The organism is Streptomyces sp. NPDC000880 (assembly GCF_053599675.1).
This window is the reverse complement of the sequence record NZ_JBSFMS010000018.1, coordinates 47,035-62,942: the sequence shown is the minus strand read 5'-3', so window position 1 is coordinate 62,942 and position 15,908 is coordinate 47,035. Positions and strand designations below refer to the sequence as shown.

Genomic DNA, 15,908 nt, shown 5'->3' with positions numbered 1-15,908 from the left:
TGTCGAGCTCCACCGACGTACCCAGTCGTCCCCGAACCTCAGTCGATCCCGCAGCTCGGCGTCCCCGTCGTACGCCATGACAAGCTGGTCCAGATGACTTGAATCCGACGGGATCTTCGCCCTCGCTACCTCGCCCACTCACCCACAGCAGCACTACTCGGTCGATGAAGGGGGCAGTTCTTCGGAACTGGTCACAACGCAGCGTTACGAGACCAAGATCCGCCAACTAAAACTCTCATCCGCCAACTAAAAGTCGCAGTCACAAGTCACACTCAAGCGTTCAGTCCTGCGATTGCATAAACCTACGGAGCTGCGTATAGTCATGCCATCGACGAGGAGGGTTCGATGGCGGTACGAGCAGCAGTGGCAGGAGCGAGCGGTTACGCGGGCGGGGAACTGCTCCGGCTGCTCCTTGCCCATCCCCGCGTCGAGATCGGCGCCCTCACCGGTAACTCCAACGCCGGGCAGCCGCTCGGCGGCCTGCAGCCCCATCTGCTGCCGCTCGCCGACCGGGTGCTCCAGCCGACCACCGCCGAGGTGCTCGCCGGGCACGACGTCGTCTTTCTCGCCCTCCCGCACGGGCAGTCCGCCGCTGTCGCCGAGCAGCTCGGCGACGAGGTGCTCGTCGTCGACATGGGCGCCGACTTCCGGCTGAAGGATGCCGCCGACTGGGAGGCGTTCTACGGTTCGCCGCACGCCGGGACCTGGCCCTACGGCCTTCCCGAACTGCCAGGCGCCCGCGCCGCCCTGGCGGGGTCCAAGCGCATCGCGGTGCCCGGCTGCTATCCCACCGCCGTCTCGCTCGCGCTCTTCCCCGCGTACGCGGCCTCTCTGGCCGAGCCCGAGGCCGTCATCACCGCCGCGTCCGGCACCTCCGGCGCGGGCAAGGCGCCCAAGCCGCATCTGCTCGGCTCCGAGGTCATGGGCTCCATGACCCCCTACGGCGTCGGCGGCGGCCACCGGCACACCCCCGAGATGATCCAGAACCTCAGCGCGGCGGCGGGGGAGCGGGTCAGCGTCTCCTTCACGCCGACCCTCGCGCCGATGCCCCGGGGCATCCTCGCCACGTGCAGCGCGAAGGCGAAAAGGGGCGTGACGGCCGATTCCGTACGGGCCGCGTACGAGAAGGCCTTCCAGGACGAGCCGTTCATCCGCCTGCTGCCCGAGGGACAGTGGCCCGCAACTGCGTCCGTGTACGGATCCAACGCCGTCCAGATCCAGGTCGCGTACGACGAGGCAGCCGGCCGCATCATCGCGATCAGCGCCATCGACAACCTCACCAAGGGCACCGCAGGCGGCGCGGTGCAGAGCATGAACCTCGCCCTCGGGCTCCCCGAGGACACCGGACTTTCCACGATCGGAGTCGCTCCGTGAGCGACGCACGCGCAGCCGCCGGGCTGCAGAAGACCAAGGAGATGCAGTGAGCGTCACGGCAGCCAAGGGATTCTTGGCGGCGGGCATCGCCGCCGGGATCAAGGAGAACGGCAATCCGGATCTGGCCCTCGTGGTCAACAACGGTCCGCGCCGCGCCGCCGCGGGCGTCTTCACCTCCAACCGTGTCAAGGCCGCTCCCGTCCTGTGGTCCGAGCAGGTCCTGCGCGGCGGCGAAGTCACCGCCGTCGTCCTCAACTCCGGTGGTGCCAACGCCTGTACGGGCCCCAAGGGCTTCCAGGACACCCACGCCACCGCCGAGAAGGCCGCCGAGGTCCTGGCGGGGCACAGCGCCGGCGAGGTCGCCGTCGCGTCGACCGGGCTCATCGGCCTACTGCTGCCCATGGACAAGCTGCTGCCCGGCATCGAGCAGGCCGCCGCCGAACTCTCCCCGCACGGCGGCGAGAAGGCCGCCATCGCCATCAAGACCACCGACTCCGTCCACAAGACCGCCGTCGTCGCCGGCGAGGGCTGGACCGTCGGCGGGATGGCCAAGGGCGCGGGCATGCTCGCCCCCGGCCTCGCCACCATGCTCGTCGTCCTCACCACCGACGCCGACCTGGAAGCCGCGACCCTCGACAAGGCCCTGCGCGACGCCACCCGGCTGACCTTCGACCGGATCGACTCCGACGGCTGCATGTCCACCAACGACACCGTGCTGCTGCTGGCCTCCGGAGCCAGCGAGATCACGCCCCGGTACGAGGAGTTCGCCGAGGCCGTCAAGAGCGTCTGCGACGACCTCGCCCGTCAGCTGATCGGCGACGCCGAAGGCGCCTCCAAGGACATCCGCATCGAGGTGATCAACGCGGTGACCGAGGACGACGCCGTCGAGGTGGGCCGCTCCATCGCCCGTAACAACCTCCTCAAGTGCGCCATCCACGGCGAGGACCCCAACTGGGGCCGGGTGCTGTCCGCCATCGGCACCACGAAGGCCGCCTTCGAGCCCGACCGGCTCAACGTCGCCATCAACGACGTATGGGTCTGCAAGAACGGCGGCGTCGGTGAGGACCGTGAACTCGTCGACATGCGCTACCGCGAGGTGAAGATCACCGCCGACCTCGCCGCCGGGTCCGAGTCCGCCGTCATCTGGGCCAACGACCTCACCGCCGACTACGTCCACGAGAACAGCGCGTACTCCTCCTGAGGACTCATGAGCACTCGTAAGCACACCGCACTGCCCAAAGCCCAGATCCTCATCGAGGCGCTGCCCTGGCTGACCCGGCACAACGGCAAGACCGTCGTCATCAAATTCGGCGGCAACGCCATGATCGACGAGGAACTCAAGGCGGCCTTCGCCCAGGACGTCGTCTTTCTGCGCCAGGCCGGGCTCAAACCGGTCGTCGTGCACGGCGGCGGCCCGCAGATCAGCGCGCAGCTCGACAAGCACGGCCTGGTCAGCGAGTTCAAAGCCGGCCTGCGGGTCACCACGCCCGAAGCCATGGACGTCGTACGGATGGTGCTGGCCGGCCAGGTCCAGCGCGAGCTCGTCGGGCTGCTCAACCAGCACGGCCCGCTCGCCGTCGGCATGACCGGTGAGGACGCCCACACCATCACCGCCACCAAGCATCAGCCGCGGATCGACGGCGAACTGGTCGACATCGGCCGGGTCGGCGAGATCACCGAGATCGACCCGGGTGCCATCCAGGCGCTGCTGGAGGACGGCCGTATCCCGGTCATTTCCTCCATCGCCCGCTCCGCCGAGGACCACCACGTCTACAACGTCAACGCCGACACCGCCGCGGCCGCGCTCGCCGCCGCGCTGGGCGCCGAGACGCTGATGGTCCTCACCGATGTGGAGGGGCTCTACGAGGACTGGCCGAGCAGCGACGAGGTGATCAGCAGGCTCACCGCGAGCCAGCTGGAGAAGCTGCTGCCCGACCTCTCCAGCGGCATGGTCCCGAAGATGGAGGGGTGTCTGTTCGCCGTACGCAACGGGGTCAACACCGCCCGCGTGCTGGACGGCCGAGTCCCGCACTCGATCCTGCTGGAGATCTTCACCGACGAGGGCATCGGCACGATGGTCGTGCCCGACGGACAGGGGGAATCATGAGTAACCAGGAATTCGCGCAGCGTTGGCAGAGCGTGATGACCGACAACTACGGCACGCCGAAGCTGTCCCTCGTCCGCGGCGAGGGCGCCAAGGTCTGGGACGCGGACGGCGTCGAGTACACCGACTTCGTCGGCGGCATCGCCGTGAACGCGCTCGGCCACGCCCATCCCGCCGTCGTGGAAGCCGTCTCCCGGCAGATCGCCTCCCTCGGCCATGTCTCCAACCTGTACGTCGCCGAGCCGCCCGTCGCACTCGCGGAGCGTCTCATCCAGCTCTTCGGCCGCCCCGGACGCGTCTTCTTCTGCAACTCGGGCGCGGAGGCCAATGAAGCCGCCTTCAAAATCGGCCGGCTGACGGGCCGTAAGCACATGGTCGCCACCCTCGGCGGCTTCCACGGCCGCACCATGGGGTCGCTGGCGCTCACCGGACAGGCGGGAAAGCAGGAGCCGTTCCTGCCGCTGCCCGGGGACGTCACGCACGTTGAGTACGGAGACGCCGAAGCGCTGCGGGCCGTGGTCACCGAAGAGACCGCGCTCGTGATCATCGAGCCGATCCAGGGCGAGAACGGCGTGGTCGTCCCGCCCAAGGGCTATCTGGAGGCCGCCCGGGAGATCACCCGGGCCACCGGCACGCTGCTCGTGCTCGACGAGGTCCAGACGGGCATCGGCCGGACAGGACACTGGTTCGAGCACCAGGCCCACCAGGGCGTCGAGCCCGATCTGGTCACGCTCGCCAAGGGGCTCGGCGGCGGGCTCCCCATCGGCGCGACCATTGCCTTCGGTGAGGCCGCCGAGCTGCTGAAGCCCGGCCAGCACGGCACCACCTTCGGCGGGAACCCCGTCGCCTGCGCCGCCGGACTCGCCGTACTCGACACCCTCGCGGCCGGTGGAACCCTCGACGAGGTCAAGCGCCTGGGCGAGAAACTGCGGGACGGAATCGAATCCCTGGGCCACCCGCTGGTCTCACACGTCCGTGGCGCCGGCCTGCTGCTGGGTATCGTGCTCAACGAGCCCCTCGCGCCGCAGGCGCAGCAGGCGGCTCAGAGCGCCGGCTTCCTGGTGAACGCGCCTGCCCCCGATGTCGTACGCCTGATGCCTCCGCTGGTCATCGGCGAGGCCGAGGTGGACGCGTTCATCAAGGCCCTGCCCGGCGTTCTCGACGCAGCAGGCGGGGATGGACGATCCGGAGAATGAGACGACGATGACCGAGGCGCAGGACACCGAGCACGGCGGGCCCGCCGTTCCGCAGACCCGCACGGCCCGCCACCGCCGGATCGTGGACATCCTCAACCGGCAGCCGGTGCGCTCGCAGAGCCAGCTCGCCAAGCTCCTCGCGGACAACGGACTGAGCGTCACCCAGGCGACGCTCTCCCGCGATCTCGACGAGCTGGGCGCGGTGAAGATCCGCAACACCGGCGGCGAGCTGATCTACGCGGTGCCCAGCGAGGGCGGCTTCCGCACCCCGCATGCCCCGCTCGGCGAGTCGGCGAAGGAGGAGCGCATGCGTCGCCTCTCCGGCGAGCTGCTGATCTCGGCCGAGGCATCGGCCAACCTCGTGGTGCTGCGTACGCCGCCGGGCGCGGCCCAGTTCCTCGCCTCGGCCATCGACCAGGCCGAACTGCACGACATCCTCGGCACCATCGCGGGCGACGACACACTGCTGCTCATCAGCCGCGACCCGGTCGGCGGCCAGGCGCTCGCGGACCATCTGCTGCGCCTGGCCCAGAACGACCGCTGAGGCCGCCGGCGGTCCGGTCGTCAGGCAGTCAACTTCGCCGTGTGGCGGGCGAATCCGCTGGTCCGCCAGGTGCTGCCATCGGCATTGATCGCAGCACGCAGCGGGGTGATCCCGGCGCCGCTCGCGATCAGCAGCACCTTGTTGCGGCTCCGGCGGCCGGCGGTCATGGCTCCGTACGGGCCCTCCGCCAGCGGAAGAACTGACCCGCCTCGGCGCCGAGCCGATGCAGCCGTCGCCCGCTGATCAGCACGGAGACCACACCGGGGGCCTCGTCCACGGTCGACTCGACCCGCATCCGGTGCCAGAGATTGAGCCGGACGGGCGACAGGACGCTGTACCAGAGCAGCAGCGCGCCAACCGCTCCGTACAGCACGTACCAGACGGTGCGCACCGTCGGGTTCGCCACGAAGTCGGCACCCGTCGCCAGCAGGTGCCAGAAGGTCAGATACACCGCGACATAGGTGAGAAGGTGCAGGTAGTACCACGTCTCGTACGCCATCCGCCGGCGTACCGCCCCGGCCGAGACGAAGCCGATGAGCAGCAAGAGCCCGGTGCCGATCGCGCCTCGATCATTTCGGGGAAGTCGACGACGACGGTGACGGTCTGCTCGGCAATCTGTGAGCCGGCCGCCCCGGTCAGTAGCGCGTGGCACCGTCACCGACCAACCCGTCGCGGCGCCGGTCCCACCAGATGGGTGACCCTGCCCGTGGTGGAGCCGGCGCGCGGGGCCTCGGCGGGCGCGCCGCCCGGACAGCGCCGTACGGGCACCCAGCGACTGTCCGGCGTCAGTCCGTACGCGCGGGAAGAGGCAGCGGCAGCGCCGGCAGCCCGTCCAGGCTCACCCCCACGTGGTCCTTCTTCTCGCAGTACGCCGCGAACTCCTCGTCCGACTTACGGCCGAAGTGCTCCGCGTGCTGGGTGCGCTCCTCCTGGTACGCCATGAACGGCACGGCGAACCCGCAGGCGTCGCTGATCCGCCGCGCATGGACGACGATGATCGCGCGGGCGCTGGGCCCGTCGACCTCCTTGAAGTGCGTGATGAACTCCGCCCAGCGCGGGTCGTCCCGGAAGATCGCCTCGCCGCTGCCGTGCACCCGCAGCACCTTGGGCGGTCCGGAGAATGCGCACCACATCAGTGTGATGCGCCCGTTCCCCTCCTCGCGCAGATGGGCGATGGTCTCGGCGCCGCTGCCGCCGAAGTCGAGGTAGGCGAGGGTCACCTCGTCGATGACGGCGAGGGTCCCGCTGCGGCCCTTGGGGGAGAGGTTGACGTGGCCGTCCCCGCCGAGCGGGGCGGTGGCGGTGAAGAACACCGGCTGCTGCTCGATGAAGCCGCGGATCCTGCCCTCTATTCGTTCATAGCGCTGTCCCATGCGGGCGATTATCCAACGCGATCGATCACGCCGGCAGGCGTTTTCAGGCTCCGGTACCCGTCCCGCACACTCCCCCGAGAGCTGCATTGACGAAACATACGGAGGAGTGCATACTTATTCCATCAGAGAATGCACCGTGAAGGAGAAACCCGTGACCGAGCGCGTCGTACTCGCCTACTCGGGCGGCCTGGACACCTCCGTCGCCATCGGCTGGATCGCCGAGGAGACGGGCGCCGAGGTCATCGCCGTTGCCGTGGACGTCGGCCAGGGCGGCGAGGACCTGGACGTCATCCGTAAGCGCGCGCTCGCCTGCGGTGCGGTCGAGGCCGAGGTCGCCGACGCCAAGGACGAGTTCGCCGACGAGTACTGCCTCCCGGCGATCAAGGCCAACGCCCTTTACATGGACCGCTACCCGCTGGTATCCGCCCTCTCCCGGCCGACGATCGTCAAGCACCTCGTCGCCGCCGCCAAGAAGCACAACGCGGGCATCGTCGCCCACGGCTGCACCGGCAAGGGCAACGACCAGGTCCGCTTCGAGGCCGGTATCTCCGCACTCGGCCCCGATCTGAAGTGCATCGCCCCGGTCCGCGACTACGCGATGACCCGGGACAAGGCGATCGCCTTCTGCGAGGAGAAGCAGCTCCCGATCGCGACCACCAAGAAGTCGCCGTACTCCATCGACCAGAACGTCTTCGGGCGGGCCGTCGAGACCGGCTTCCTGGAGGACATCTGGAACGCGCCGATCGAGGACATCTACGAGTACACCTCGAACCCGGCGGAGCCGCGCGAGGCCGACGAGGTCGTCATCTCCTTCAAGGAGGGCGTCCCCGTCGCCATTGACGGCAAGCCCGTCACCGTCCTGCAGGCGATCCAGCAGCTCAACGAGCGGGCCGGCGGACAGGGCATCGGCCGGATCGACATGGTCGAGGACCGCCTTGTCGGCATCAAGTCCCGTGAGGTGTACGAGGCGCCGGGCGCGATCGCGCTGATCACCGCGCATCAGGAGCTGGAGAACGTCACGGTCGAGCGCGAACTGGCCCGCTACAAGCGGCAGGTCGAGCAGCGCTGGGGCGAGCTGGTCTACGACGGCCTGTGGTTCTCCCCGCTCAAGCGGGCTCTGGACGGCTTCATCAACGAGGCCAACCAGCACGTCACCGGCGACGTCCGGCTGACGCTGCACGGCGGCCGCGCCGTCGTCACCGGCCGGAAGTCCGAGGAGTCGCTGTACGACTTCAACCTGGCGACCTACGACTCGGGCGACACGTTCGACCAGTCGAAGGCGCAGGGCTTCATCGAAATCTTCGGCCTGTCGTCGAAGATCGCGGCCAAGCGGGACCTGATCTGAGCAGTAGCGTGATTTCCGCCTCCTCACCCGCGGGGTGGGGAGGCGGTCGTACATACACAGCCTTGAGGAGCACAGCAGTGAGCAGCAACAGCGGTGACGTCCGGCTCTGGGGAGGCCGTTTCGCCGACGGTCCCGCCGAGGCGCTGGCCAAGCTGTCCGCGTCCGTCCACTTCGACTGGCGCCTAGCGCCGTACGACATCGCGGGGTCCCGCGCCCACGCGCGTGTGCTGCACAAGGCGGGGCTGCTCACCGAGGACGAGCAGGACCGGATGCTCGCCGGGCTCGACCGGCTCGAAGCAGATGTGGCGTCCGGACAGTTCGTGGGCACGATCGCCGACGAGGATGTCCATACGGCACTGGAGCGCGGCCTGCTGGAGCGGCTCGGCCCGGACCTCGGCGGCAAGCTGCGGGCCGGCCGGTCGCGGAACGACCAGGTCGCGACACTCTTCCGGATGTATCTGCGGGACCATGCCCGGATCATCGGCGGCCTGATCGCAGACCTCCAGGACGCGCTGGTCGGCCTGGCCGAGGCGCACCCGGACGTGGCGATGCCCGGCCGTACGCACCTCCAGCACGCCCAGCCGGTGCTCTTCGCGCACCATGTGCTGGCGCATGTCCAGTCGCTGTCGCGGGACGCGGAGCGGCTGCGGCAGTGGGACGAGCGTACGGCCGTATCGCCCTATGGATCGGGTGCGTTGGCGGGGTCCTCGCTCGGACTCGACCCGGAGGCGGTCGCCGCGGACCTGGGCTTCGAGCACGGCTCGGTGGGTAACTCCATCGACGGCACGGCGTCGCGTGACTTCGTCGCGGAGTTCGCCTTCATCACCGCGATGATCGGTGTCAACCTCTCCCGTATCGCGGAAGAGATCATCATCTGGAACACGAAGGAGTTCTCCTTCGTCACGCTCCACGACGCCTTCTCGACGGGTTCGTCGATCATGCCGCAGAAGAAGAACCCGGACATCGCGGAGCTGGCGCGCGGCAAGTCAGGCCGCCTGATCGGCAACCTGACCGGCCTGCTCGCCACCCTGAAGGCCCTGCCGCTCGCGTACAACCGCGACCTCCAGGAGGACAAGGAGCCGGTCTTCGACTCCTGCGACCAGCTGGAGGTCCTGCTTCCGGCATTCACCGGGATGATGGCGACGCTGACGGTCAACCGCGCACGGATGGAGGAGCTGGCTCCGGCCGGTTTCTCGCTCGCGACGGACATCGCGGAGTGGCTGGTGAAGCAGGGGGTGCCGTTCCGGGTGGCGCACGAGGTCGCGGGCGAGTGCGTCAAGGAGTGCGAGCAGCGGGGCATCGAGCTCGACGAGCTGACGGACGCCCAGTTCGCGAAGATCTCCGAGCATCTGACGCCGAAGGTCCGCACGGTCCTGAACGTCCCGGGCGCGCTGGCGTCCCGCAGCGGGCGCGGAGGTACGGCCCCGTCGGCGGTAGCGGCCCAGCTGGCGGAGGTCAAGGCGGACTTGGCCCTCCAGCACGCGTGGGCGACCGCGAAGCGGTAGCCGGCCCGTCAGTGCTCCTCCAGCGCCGCCGCCCGGCTACCGGGCGGCGGCGCTGAGCTTTGCCCTCTGACCCATGTGAGACGTTCATGTCTCACATGGGTTATGGTTGTCTCATGGCAGTCGACCGCGAACAGGTGCTGCGCACCGCCGCCGCCCTGCTCTCCCGCAAAGCGACCGCCACCATGGACGAAGTCGCGCGCGCCGCGGGCATCGGACGCGCCACCCTGCACCGGCACTTCGCCGGCCGGCACTCCCTCGTCAAGGCCCTCGAAGACCTCGGCATCCGGGAGTTCGAGGCCGCCCTCGACGCTGCCCGGCTCGACCACGGCACCGCCGAGGGCGCCCTGCGCCGGCTCATCGCCGAAGTGGAGCCCGCCGCCCCGCTGCTCGCCTTCCTCGTCACCGAGAACCAGCTCTTCGAGGGCGACCAGATGCACGAGGGCTGGAACCGCCTCGACGCCCGCGTCTCCGCGCTCTTCCGGCGCGGACAGGAACAGGGCGAGTTCCGCATCGACCTCACGCCCGCCTGGCTGACCGAGGCACTGTACGGCCTCGTCGGCGCCGGCGCCTGGTCGGTGCAGGAAGGGCGCGTCGCGGCCAAGGACTTCCAGTACATGATCGCCGAGCTGCTGCTCGGCGGCGCACGCCGGAGCGTGGAGCAATGACTGGTACCGACCTGCGGGCGACGGAAACCGCGGCCGCACGCAGTCCGGGCCGGTGGCTCGCGCTCGCCGTCCTCGTCCCTGCCGTGCTGCTGGTCGCCGTCGACGCGACCGTCCTCGGCCTCGCCACGCCGTTCCTCAGCGAGGACCTCAGGCCGTCGGGCACCCAACTGCTGTGGATCGGCGACGTCTACTCGTTCGTCATCGCCGGCCTGCTCGTCTCCATGGGCAGCCTCGGCGACCGTATCGGCCGCAAGAAGCTGCTGCTGATCGGCGCGGTCGCGTTCGGCGCCGTGTCCGTGCTCAACGCGTACGCCACCAGCCCCGAGTTGATGATCCTCGCGCGGGCCCTGCTCGGCGTGGCGGGCGCCACCCTGATGCCGTCCACCCTCGCGCTGATCCGCAACATCTTCCACGATCCCAAGGAACGCAGCCTCGCCGTCGGCATCTGGGGCGCGGCCGCCTCCGCGGGCGCCGCGGTCGGACCCGTCGTCGGCGGCTTCCTGCTGGAGAACTTCTGGTGGGGCTCGGTCTTCCTGATCAACCTGCCCGTCATGGCCGTGCTGGTGCTCGTCGGCATCAAGCTCCTGCCGGAGTCCCGCGACCCGGCCCCCGGCCCCTGGGACCTGACCAGCGTCGCCCTCTCCCTGATCGGCATCGTCAGCGTCGTCTACGCCGTCAAGGAAGCGGCGGTGCACGGCGTGGGCGGGGACATGGCGGCGGCCGCGGCCATCGGCCTGGCCGCGCTGTACTGGTTCGCCCGGCGGCAGTTGACGCTCGCCTCGCCCCTGCTGAACATGCGGCTCTTCCACCACCGCGGCTTCTCCGGCGCGGTGCTCGCTGATCTGCTGACCATCCTCGGCCTGTCCGGCCTGGTCTTCTTCCTCTCGCAGTTCCTGCAACTGGTCCAGCTGCGCTCGCCGTTGGAGGCCGGACTGATCGAACTGCCCGCCGCGATCGGCGCGGTGGGCGCGGGACTGCTGGCCGGTCATCTCGCCCGCAGAGCCTCCGTACGCAGCGCCGTGTCCGGCGGACTGACAGCGGTCGGTCTCGCTCTCGCCGCCTGTACGACGATCAGCGCGTCCACCGGCGTCGTGGCGCTCGGCATCGCGCTGTTCGTCGGCGGCGTGGGAGCGGGCCTCGCCTTCACCGTGACCGCGGACGTCATCCTCTCCAGCGTGCCCAAGGAGCAGGCGGGCGCGGCGTCCGCGGTGTCCGAGACGGCGTACGAACTGGGCGCGGCGCTCGGCATCGCGCTGCTCGGCTCGATCGTGACCTGCATGTACCGCGGCTTCACCGCGCCGCCGGGCGTCCCGGCCGAGGCGGTGGCCGCTGCGCACGACTCCCTCGGCGGCGCGGTCGAGTCGGCGAAGGACCTGCCGCCGGAACAGGGCGACACGATGCTGTCGGCCGCGCAGGACGCCTTCACGGACGGCTTCCAGGGGGCGGCCGCGGTGGGCGCGGCGGTGCTGTTCGCCACGGCGGTCGCGGCGTGGTTCCTGCTGCGGGGCCAGAAGCTCGAGGAGGGCATCGAGCACCCGTGACCGGAGCGTGCGACACGGCGAAGGGCCGGCCCTTCGTGCGCCTGACTGACTTCGCCCCGGTCGCGGTGGTTGTGTCCGTCGCTCCCGCGGGCTCGGCGCCGGGACGCGCCTCACACGCTTCGGCCGAACGGGCCGACCGGCGCCGGACTGGAACGATCGCGCCGCCGGCCGGACTGGAACGATCGCGCCGCCCGGGCCGGCCCCGTCACGCCCTCGCGGCCGTCAGGCCGCCTTCGCCTTCGTTGCGTACATGTCCACGTACTCCTGCCCCGACAGCTCCATGACCTCCGCCATCACCGAGTCCGTGACCGCCCGCAGCACATAGCGGTCGCGGTCCATCCCCTCGTAGCGCGAGAACTCCATCGGCTCGCCGAAGCGGACCGTCACCCGGCCCGGCCGCGGCAGCCCCGCCCCGCCCGGCTGGAGCTTGTCCGTGCCGATCACCGCGAACGGGACCACCGGCGCGCCGGTCATCAGCGTCAGCCGGGCGATGCCCGTACGGCCGCGGTAGAGCCGGCCGTCGGGGGAGCGGGTGCCCTCCGGGTAGATGCCGAAGACCTTGCCCTCCTCCAGCACCCGGCGGCCCGTCATCAGCGCGGCCACGCCCCCGTTCGCGCCGTCGCGGTCCACCGGGATCATTCCGCAGCCGGTGAAGAACCAGGCCATCAGCCGGCCCTTGAAGCCCTTGCCCGTGACGTACTCGTCCTTGCCGATGAAGTAGACCGGACGGGCGCACACCAGCGGCATGATCATCGAGTCGATGAACGTCAGATGGTTTCCGGCGAGGATGACAGGTCCGGTCCCGGGGATGTTCTCGACACCTTCCACGCGGGGGCGGAACATCAGGCGCAGGATGGGGCCGAGCACTGCCTTGATGAGCGACAAGCGGGACAACGGGTCCTCCGGTGTCATGGACGGTGTCGTGGGGCGGACTGTGACGGCAGGCGAAGTCTCTGCAGGTGAGGACGATACTCGCGGGTCACACCTGATCGCACATCGGTTCACGGAGCGGATACGCAGTGTTGATGTGTGTTTTCGCTGCGTTCGCCCAGGGTCTGCCGTAGATAGGGCGTTGCCGCCTAGCATCGGCCGTCGCTCGACAGGTGCGTGACATCACACGCGGGAAAGATGGAGGAATGTCGATGACTCAGGGTGCGGACAGAAGTCCGGGGCGCCGGACCGTACTAGGAGCGGCGGTGCTCGGCACGGCCGCTCTCGGCGTCGGCGGCGCCACCGCGGCACGTGCCGAGGCCGACGAGCGCCAGGGCGGCGACGGATCCTCGTACCGGGATCTGCCCTACCCGACCGTCATTGCCCACCGGGGTGCCAGCGGCTACCGGCCCGAGCACACCATCGGCTCCTACCAGCTGGCCCTCGACATGGGCGCGCACGTCATCGAGCAGGACCTGGTGCCCACCAAGGACGGCCATCTCGTATGCCGTCACGAGAACGACATCACGGGTACGACGGATGTCGCGGCGCACCCGGAGTTCGCGTCGCGCAAGACCACCAAGTCCGTCGACGGCGTCAGCCTCACCGGCTGGTTCACCGAGGACTTCACTCTCGCCGAGCTGAAGACGCTGCGCGCCAAGGAGCGGATACCGGGCAACCGTCAGGAGAACACCCTCTACGACGGCCGCTGGGCCGTCCCCACCTTCGAGGAGGTGCTGCGCTGGGCGGAGCAGGAGGGCCGTCGGCGCGGTCGTCCTGTCTGGCTGTATGTCGAGACCAAGCACCCCACGTACTTCCGGGGGATCGGGCTCGGTCTGGAGGAGCCGCTCGCGAAGCTGCTTCGCCGCTACGGACGCGACGGTAAGGGCTCGCCGGTTTTCCTGCAGTCGTTCGAGCCGAGCAGCATGCAGAGGCTGGCGAAGCTGGTCTCCTCGCCGCGCGTCGTGCTGCTGTCCGGCGCGAGCACGCGTCCCTGGGACTTCGTCGAGGCGGGCGACCCCCGCACGGTCGCGGACCTCGTCAAGCCCGAGGGCCTGAAGTGGATCGCGTCCTTCGCGCAGGGCCTCGGCCCGACCCTCGACCTGGTCATCCCGAGGGACGCGAGCGGCAAGCTCAGCACGCCGACGACGCTGGTGAGGGACGCGCACGCCAAGGGCCTGGTCGTGCACCCGTACACGATGCGCAACGAGAACACCTTCCTGCCCGCCGACTTCCGGCGTGGCACCGACCCGAACGCGTACGGCGACGTCTTCGGCGTGTTCAAGGCCTGCTTCGAGACCGGCATCGACGGCATCTTCACGGACAACGCCGACACCGGGCTGCTCGCCGCCGCCGACTTCCGCGGCTGACGGCTCCCGACGCCCTTTGGCCCGTACGGGTGAGTGTGCTGTCGCACGGCAACCGCCGCCGCGCGACAGCACGTCCCGCAGGGCATGACCCTTCGCCACGAAACCGCCGCCCAAGTGGTCAGCGCGCTGCGCTCGCTCGTGAGCGCCGAGGCGACTGCGGAGGCCCCGGCCGCCGCGATGGAGGCCCGTGACCTCGAACAGGCCGTCTGGGTACGGCTCCTCGAGCGGCTCGGCGGGGACGGTCTGCTGCCGGACGCCGCCCGTTGGGTCAAGTCGGCCGTACGCGCGGAAGCCCGCCGCGCCCGTCGCACGGCCGCCCGGGAACTCCCGTACGGCCATGACCCGTCGGACCCGGCAGGCAGCCCCGAACGGGCCGCGCTGAGGGCCGAGCGGCGCCGCGTCATTCGGGCAGCGGTCGCCCGCACCCCGGGGAACTGTCCCCGGCTTCTGACCGCGATGCTGTCCCCCGACGACCCCACCTACCGTGAAATCGCAGGGGAGTTGGGAATCTCACAAGGGAGCCTTGGGCCGATGCGTTCCCGCTGCCTGGGATGCCTGCGCAGAATGCTGACGGCAGAGGTTGCGGCTCCTGAACTTGGGGGAAAGGAGCGATAGACAACCGGCGGACAGGTGAGCGGGAGGCATGCGCACATGGGCATGAGCGTGACCATCTCAGCGGCGAGAGCACAGGACGCGGAGCACATCCTCAAGCTGCAGTATCTGTGCTACCAGACCGAGGCCGAGCTCTACGGCGACTACGGAATCGAGCCCCTCATCCAGTCACTTGAGGATCTGCGGGCCGAAATGGCCCAGGGCCACGCCCTGGTGGCCAGGCTCGGCGACGAGGTGGTCGCCTCCGTGCGCGGCAGGGTCGACGCGGGCGGCATGGCCCGGATCGCCAAGCTGATCGTGCATCCGCGGATGCAGCGCCATGGCCTGGGCGGGCGGCTGCTCGACGCGATCGAGGAGTGCTTCGCGGGGGATCCGGGCGCCAAGCGGTTCCAGCTCTTCACCGGGCACCGCAGCGAGAGCAATCTGCGGTTGTACCGCAGCCGCGGCTATGTGCCGGTGGCCAGCGAGCGGGTCGGTCCGAGGCTCACACTGGTCACGCTGGAGAAGGAGGCGTCGGAGCGGGAGTACGTCGCCAGCGCCTAGGCGCGGCGCCTAGCCCTGCCGGGACCTGCGCAGCCAGAGCATTCCGGTGACCGGCAGCAGCACCGGAATGAAGATGTAGCCCATGCCGTACTCCGACCACACCGTGGAATCGGGGAAGGCGGACGGGTCCAGCACGGTCCAGGTCCCGACGATCAGCACGCCCGCGAGCTCGGCGGCGCAGCACACCAGCGCCGCCCTGCGGGCCGTCTCCCCGCCGCGTACGAGGGTGTACGTGATGAACGCGTACACCACGGCCGCCACAGCGGAGAGTGTGTGGGCCAGCGGCGCCGAGCCGAAGTCGGTGAGGATCTGGTAGACCGAGCGGGAGACGGCGCCGACGGACATCACTCCGTACAGCCAGACCAGCAGGAGTCCGGGTCCCTGCACCAGCTTGGTGCGCCGCTGCTGCTCGTCGGTGACCGGCTCGGCCATCGTCAGCCTCCCCAGATGTCGTAGAGCCGCACTTCGAGCACGGCGAGAACCACGGCGCCCGCAGCGACCGTTGCGGACCCCCAGCGGGTCCGCTCGGCCAGCGAGAGAAAGCCGGCCGCCGGGACCGCCGCGAACGAGCCGACCAGATACGCGATGAAGATCGCGGTTGCCTCGTGCGCCTTCTCGCCGCGCGCCAACTGCACGATTCCGACCCCAAGCTGCGCCAGCGCCAGCACCGACACCACGGCCATGCCGATGAAGTGCCAGTCCTTGGTGGGCTGGTCGCGGTAGGCGGCGAAGCCGCACCAGGCGGCGAGGGCGAGCGCGGTCACGGCGACCGCGACCGTCAGGGCGTCAAGCATGGCCCCGAGCGT

Annotated in this window: 16 protein-coding genes and 1 pseudogene; 12 read left to right on the top strand and 5 right to left on the bottom strand. The window is 69.8% G+C overall.

The features are described from left to right. The first annotated feature begins 345 nt into the window (after positions 1–345). The 5 genes from argC to ACWDO5_RS09015 are packed head-to-tail and all read left to right on the top strand — an operon-like array spanning position 346 to position 5,218. Positions 346–1,374, top strand: a complete 1,029-nt coding sequence (gene argC, locus ACWDO5_RS09035) for an N-acetyl-gamma-glutamyl-phosphate reductase (protein ID WP_450529667.1) — start codon at positions 346–348, stop codon at positions 1,372–1,374. A 46-nt stretch (positions 1,375–1,420) separates the two neighbouring features. Continuing rightward, a complete protein-coding gene (gene argJ / locus ACWDO5_RS09030) occupies positions 1,421–2,575 on the top strand; it encodes a bifunctional glutamate N-acetyltransferase/amino-acid acetyltransferase ArgJ (RefSeq protein WP_450529666.1) in 1,155 nt (384 codons plus the stop codon). Between the two features lie 6 nt (positions 2,576–2,581). After that, positions 2,582–3,481, top strand: coding sequence for an acetylglutamate kinase (gene argB, locus ACWDO5_RS09025; RefSeq protein ID WP_450529665.1), 900 nt, complete (start codon positions 2,582–2,584; stop codon positions 3,479–3,481). Then, entirely contained in the window at positions 3,478–4,674 is a 1,197-nt protein-coding gene (locus ACWDO5_RS09020) for an acetylornithine transaminase (protein ID WP_450529664.1), read from the top strand. The genes argB and ACWDO5_RS09020 overlap by 4 nt, the downstream gene beginning before the upstream one ends. Before the next feature lie 7 nt (positions 4,675–4,681). Next, positions 4,682–5,218, top strand: a complete 537-nt coding sequence (locus tag ACWDO5_RS09015; RefSeq protein ID WP_307664567.1) for an arginine repressor — start codon at positions 4,682–4,684, stop codon at positions 5,216–5,218. Between the two features lie 92 nt (positions 5,219–5,310). On the opposite strand, the pseudogene ACWDO5_RS09010 reads toward ACWDO5_RS09015, so the two are convergent. After that, positions 5,311–5,866, bottom strand: a pseudogene (locus tag ACWDO5_RS09010) (ferric reductase-like transmembrane domain-containing protein); the annotation flags it as partial. 137 nt (positions 5,867–6,003) lie between these two features. Next, positions 6,004–6,591 (bottom strand): pyridoxamine 5'-phosphate oxidase family protein, encoded by a 588-nt coding sequence (locus ACWDO5_RS09005; RefSeq protein ID WP_450529663.1) that lies wholly within the window; start codon positions 6,589–6,591, stop codon positions 6,004–6,006. A 151-nt stretch (positions 6,592–6,742) separates the two neighbouring features. Between ACWDO5_RS09005 and ACWDO5_RS09000 the strand changes: the two genes are divergently transcribed. The 4 genes from ACWDO5_RS09000 (at position 6,743) to ACWDO5_RS08985 (ending at position 11,647) form a co-directional block, all read left to right on the top strand. Next, entirely contained in the window at positions 6,743–7,936 is a 1,194-nt protein-coding gene (locus ACWDO5_RS09000) for an argininosuccinate synthase (protein WP_450529662.1), read from the top strand. Between the two features lie 77 nt (positions 7,937–8,013). Further along, positions 8,014–9,441, top strand: coding sequence for an argininosuccinate lyase (argH, locus tag ACWDO5_RS08995; protein WP_450529661.1), 1,428 nt, complete (start codon positions 8,014–8,016; stop codon positions 9,439–9,441). A 113-nt stretch (positions 9,442–9,554) separates the two neighbouring features. Further along, on the top strand, positions 9,555–10,106 hold the full coding sequence (locus tag ACWDO5_RS08990; RefSeq protein ID WP_450529660.1) for a TetR/AcrR family transcriptional regulator: 552 nt from the start codon (positions 9,555–9,557) through the stop codon (positions 10,104–10,106). Next, positions 10,103–11,647, top strand: coding sequence for an MFS transporter (locus ACWDO5_RS08985; protein ID WP_450529659.1), 1,545 nt, complete (start codon positions 10,103–10,105; stop codon positions 11,645–11,647). Before ACWDO5_RS08990 ends, ACWDO5_RS08985 begins: the two co-directional genes overlap by 4 nt. Positions 11,648–11,869: 222 nt before the next feature. On the opposite strand, the gene ACWDO5_RS08980 is transcribed toward ACWDO5_RS08985, so the two are convergent. After that, the gene (locus ACWDO5_RS08980) at positions 11,870–12,559 is read right to left on the bottom strand and encodes a lysophospholipid acyltransferase family protein (protein ID WP_450529658.1); all 690 of its coding nucleotides are present in this window, start codon (positions 12,557–12,559) and stop codon (positions 11,870–11,872) included. 230 nt (positions 12,560–12,789) lie between these two features. Here ACWDO5_RS08980 and ACWDO5_RS08975 point away from each other — a divergent pair, with 230 nt between their 5' ends. From ACWDO5_RS08975 to ACWDO5_RS08965, 3 genes are all read left to right on the top strand, one after another. Continuing rightward, positions 12,790–13,947 carry a glycerophosphodiester phosphodiesterase gene (locus tag ACWDO5_RS08975; protein WP_450529657.1) on the top strand — a complete coding sequence of 386 codons (1,158 nt, stop codon included), beginning with the start codon at positions 12,790–12,792 and terminating at the stop codon, positions 13,945–13,947. Between the two features lie 84 nt (positions 13,948–14,031). Continuing rightward, complete coding sequence (locus ACWDO5_RS08970; protein ID WP_450529656.1) at positions 14,032–14,562, top strand: sigma-70 family RNA polymerase sigma factor; 531 nt, start codon at positions 14,032–14,034, stop codon at positions 14,560–14,562. 36 nt (positions 14,563–14,598) lie between these two features. Continuing rightward, the gene (locus ACWDO5_RS08965) at positions 14,599–15,102 is read left to right on the top strand and encodes a GNAT family N-acetyltransferase (protein ID WP_450529655.1); all 504 of its coding nucleotides are present in this window, start codon (positions 14,599–14,601) and stop codon (positions 15,100–15,102) included. 9 nt (positions 15,103–15,111) lie between these two features. Here the strand turns inward: ACWDO5_RS08965 and ACWDO5_RS08960 are convergent, their stop codons facing one another. Together ACWDO5_RS08960 and ACWDO5_RS08955 are read right to left on the bottom strand one after the other, a co-directional pair. Further along, complete coding sequence (locus ACWDO5_RS08960) at positions 15,112–15,534, bottom strand: hypothetical protein (RefSeq protein ID WP_450529654.1); 423 nt, start codon at positions 15,532–15,534, stop codon at positions 15,112–15,114. Positions 15,535–15,536: 2 nt separating this feature from the next. After that, positions 15,537–15,896 (bottom strand): hypothetical protein, encoded by a 360-nt coding sequence (locus ACWDO5_RS08955; RefSeq protein ID WP_450529653.1) that lies wholly within the window; start codon positions 15,894–15,896, stop codon positions 15,537–15,539. Positions 15,897–15,908 lie beyond the last annotated feature (12 nt).

Bases quoted from the DNA above. Each gene is read 5' to 3' on its own strand.
- argC (WP_450529667.1), top strand. From the start codon at position 346: ATGGCGGTACGAGCAGCAGTGGCAGGAGCGAGCGGTTACGCGGGCGGG.
- argB (WP_450529665.1), top strand. From the start codon at position 2,582: ATGAGCACTCGTAAGCACACCGCACTGCCCAAAGCCCAGATCCTCATC.
- ACWDO5_RS09020 (WP_450529664.1), top strand. From the start codon at position 3,478: ATGAGTAACCAGGAATTCGCGCAGCGTTGGCAGAGCGTGATGACCGAC.
- ACWDO5_RS09015 (WP_307664567.1), top strand. From the start codon at position 4,682: ATGACCGAGGCGCAGGACACCGAGCACGGCGGGCCCGCCGTTCCGCAG.
- ACWDO5_RS09005 (WP_450529663.1), bottom strand. From the start codon at position 6,591: ATGGGACAGCGCTATGAACGAATAGAGGGCAGGATCCGCGGCTTCATC.
- ACWDO5_RS08990 (WP_450529660.1), top strand. From the start codon at position 9,555: ATGGCAGTCGACCGCGAACAGGTGCTGCGCACCGCCGCCGCCCTGCTC.
- ACWDO5_RS08985 (WP_450529659.1), top strand. From the start codon at position 10,103: ATGACTGGTACCGACCTGCGGGCGACGGAAACCGCGGCCGCACGCAGT.
- ACWDO5_RS08980 (WP_450529658.1), bottom strand. From the start codon at position 12,559: ATGACACCGGAGGACCCGTTGTCCCGCTTGTCGCTCATCAAGGCAGTG.
- ACWDO5_RS08975 (WP_450529657.1), top strand. From the start codon at position 12,790: ATGACTCAGGGTGCGGACAGAAGTCCGGGGCGCCGGACCGTACTAGGA.
- ACWDO5_RS08970 (WP_450529656.1), top strand. From the start codon at position 14,032: ATGACCCTTCGCCACGAAACCGCCGCCCAAGTGGTCAGCGCGCTGCGC.
- ACWDO5_RS08965 (WP_450529655.1), top strand. From the start codon at position 14,599: ATGGGCATGAGCGTGACCATCTCAGCGGCGAGAGCACAGGACGCGGAG.
- ACWDO5_RS08960 (WP_450529654.1), bottom strand. From the start codon at position 15,534: ATGGCCGAGCCGGTCACCGACGAGCAGCAGCGGCGCACCAAGCTGGTG.
- ACWDO5_RS08955 (WP_450529653.1), bottom strand. From the start codon at position 15,896: ATGCTTGACGCCCTGACGGTCGCGGTCGCCGTGACCGCGCTCGCCCTC.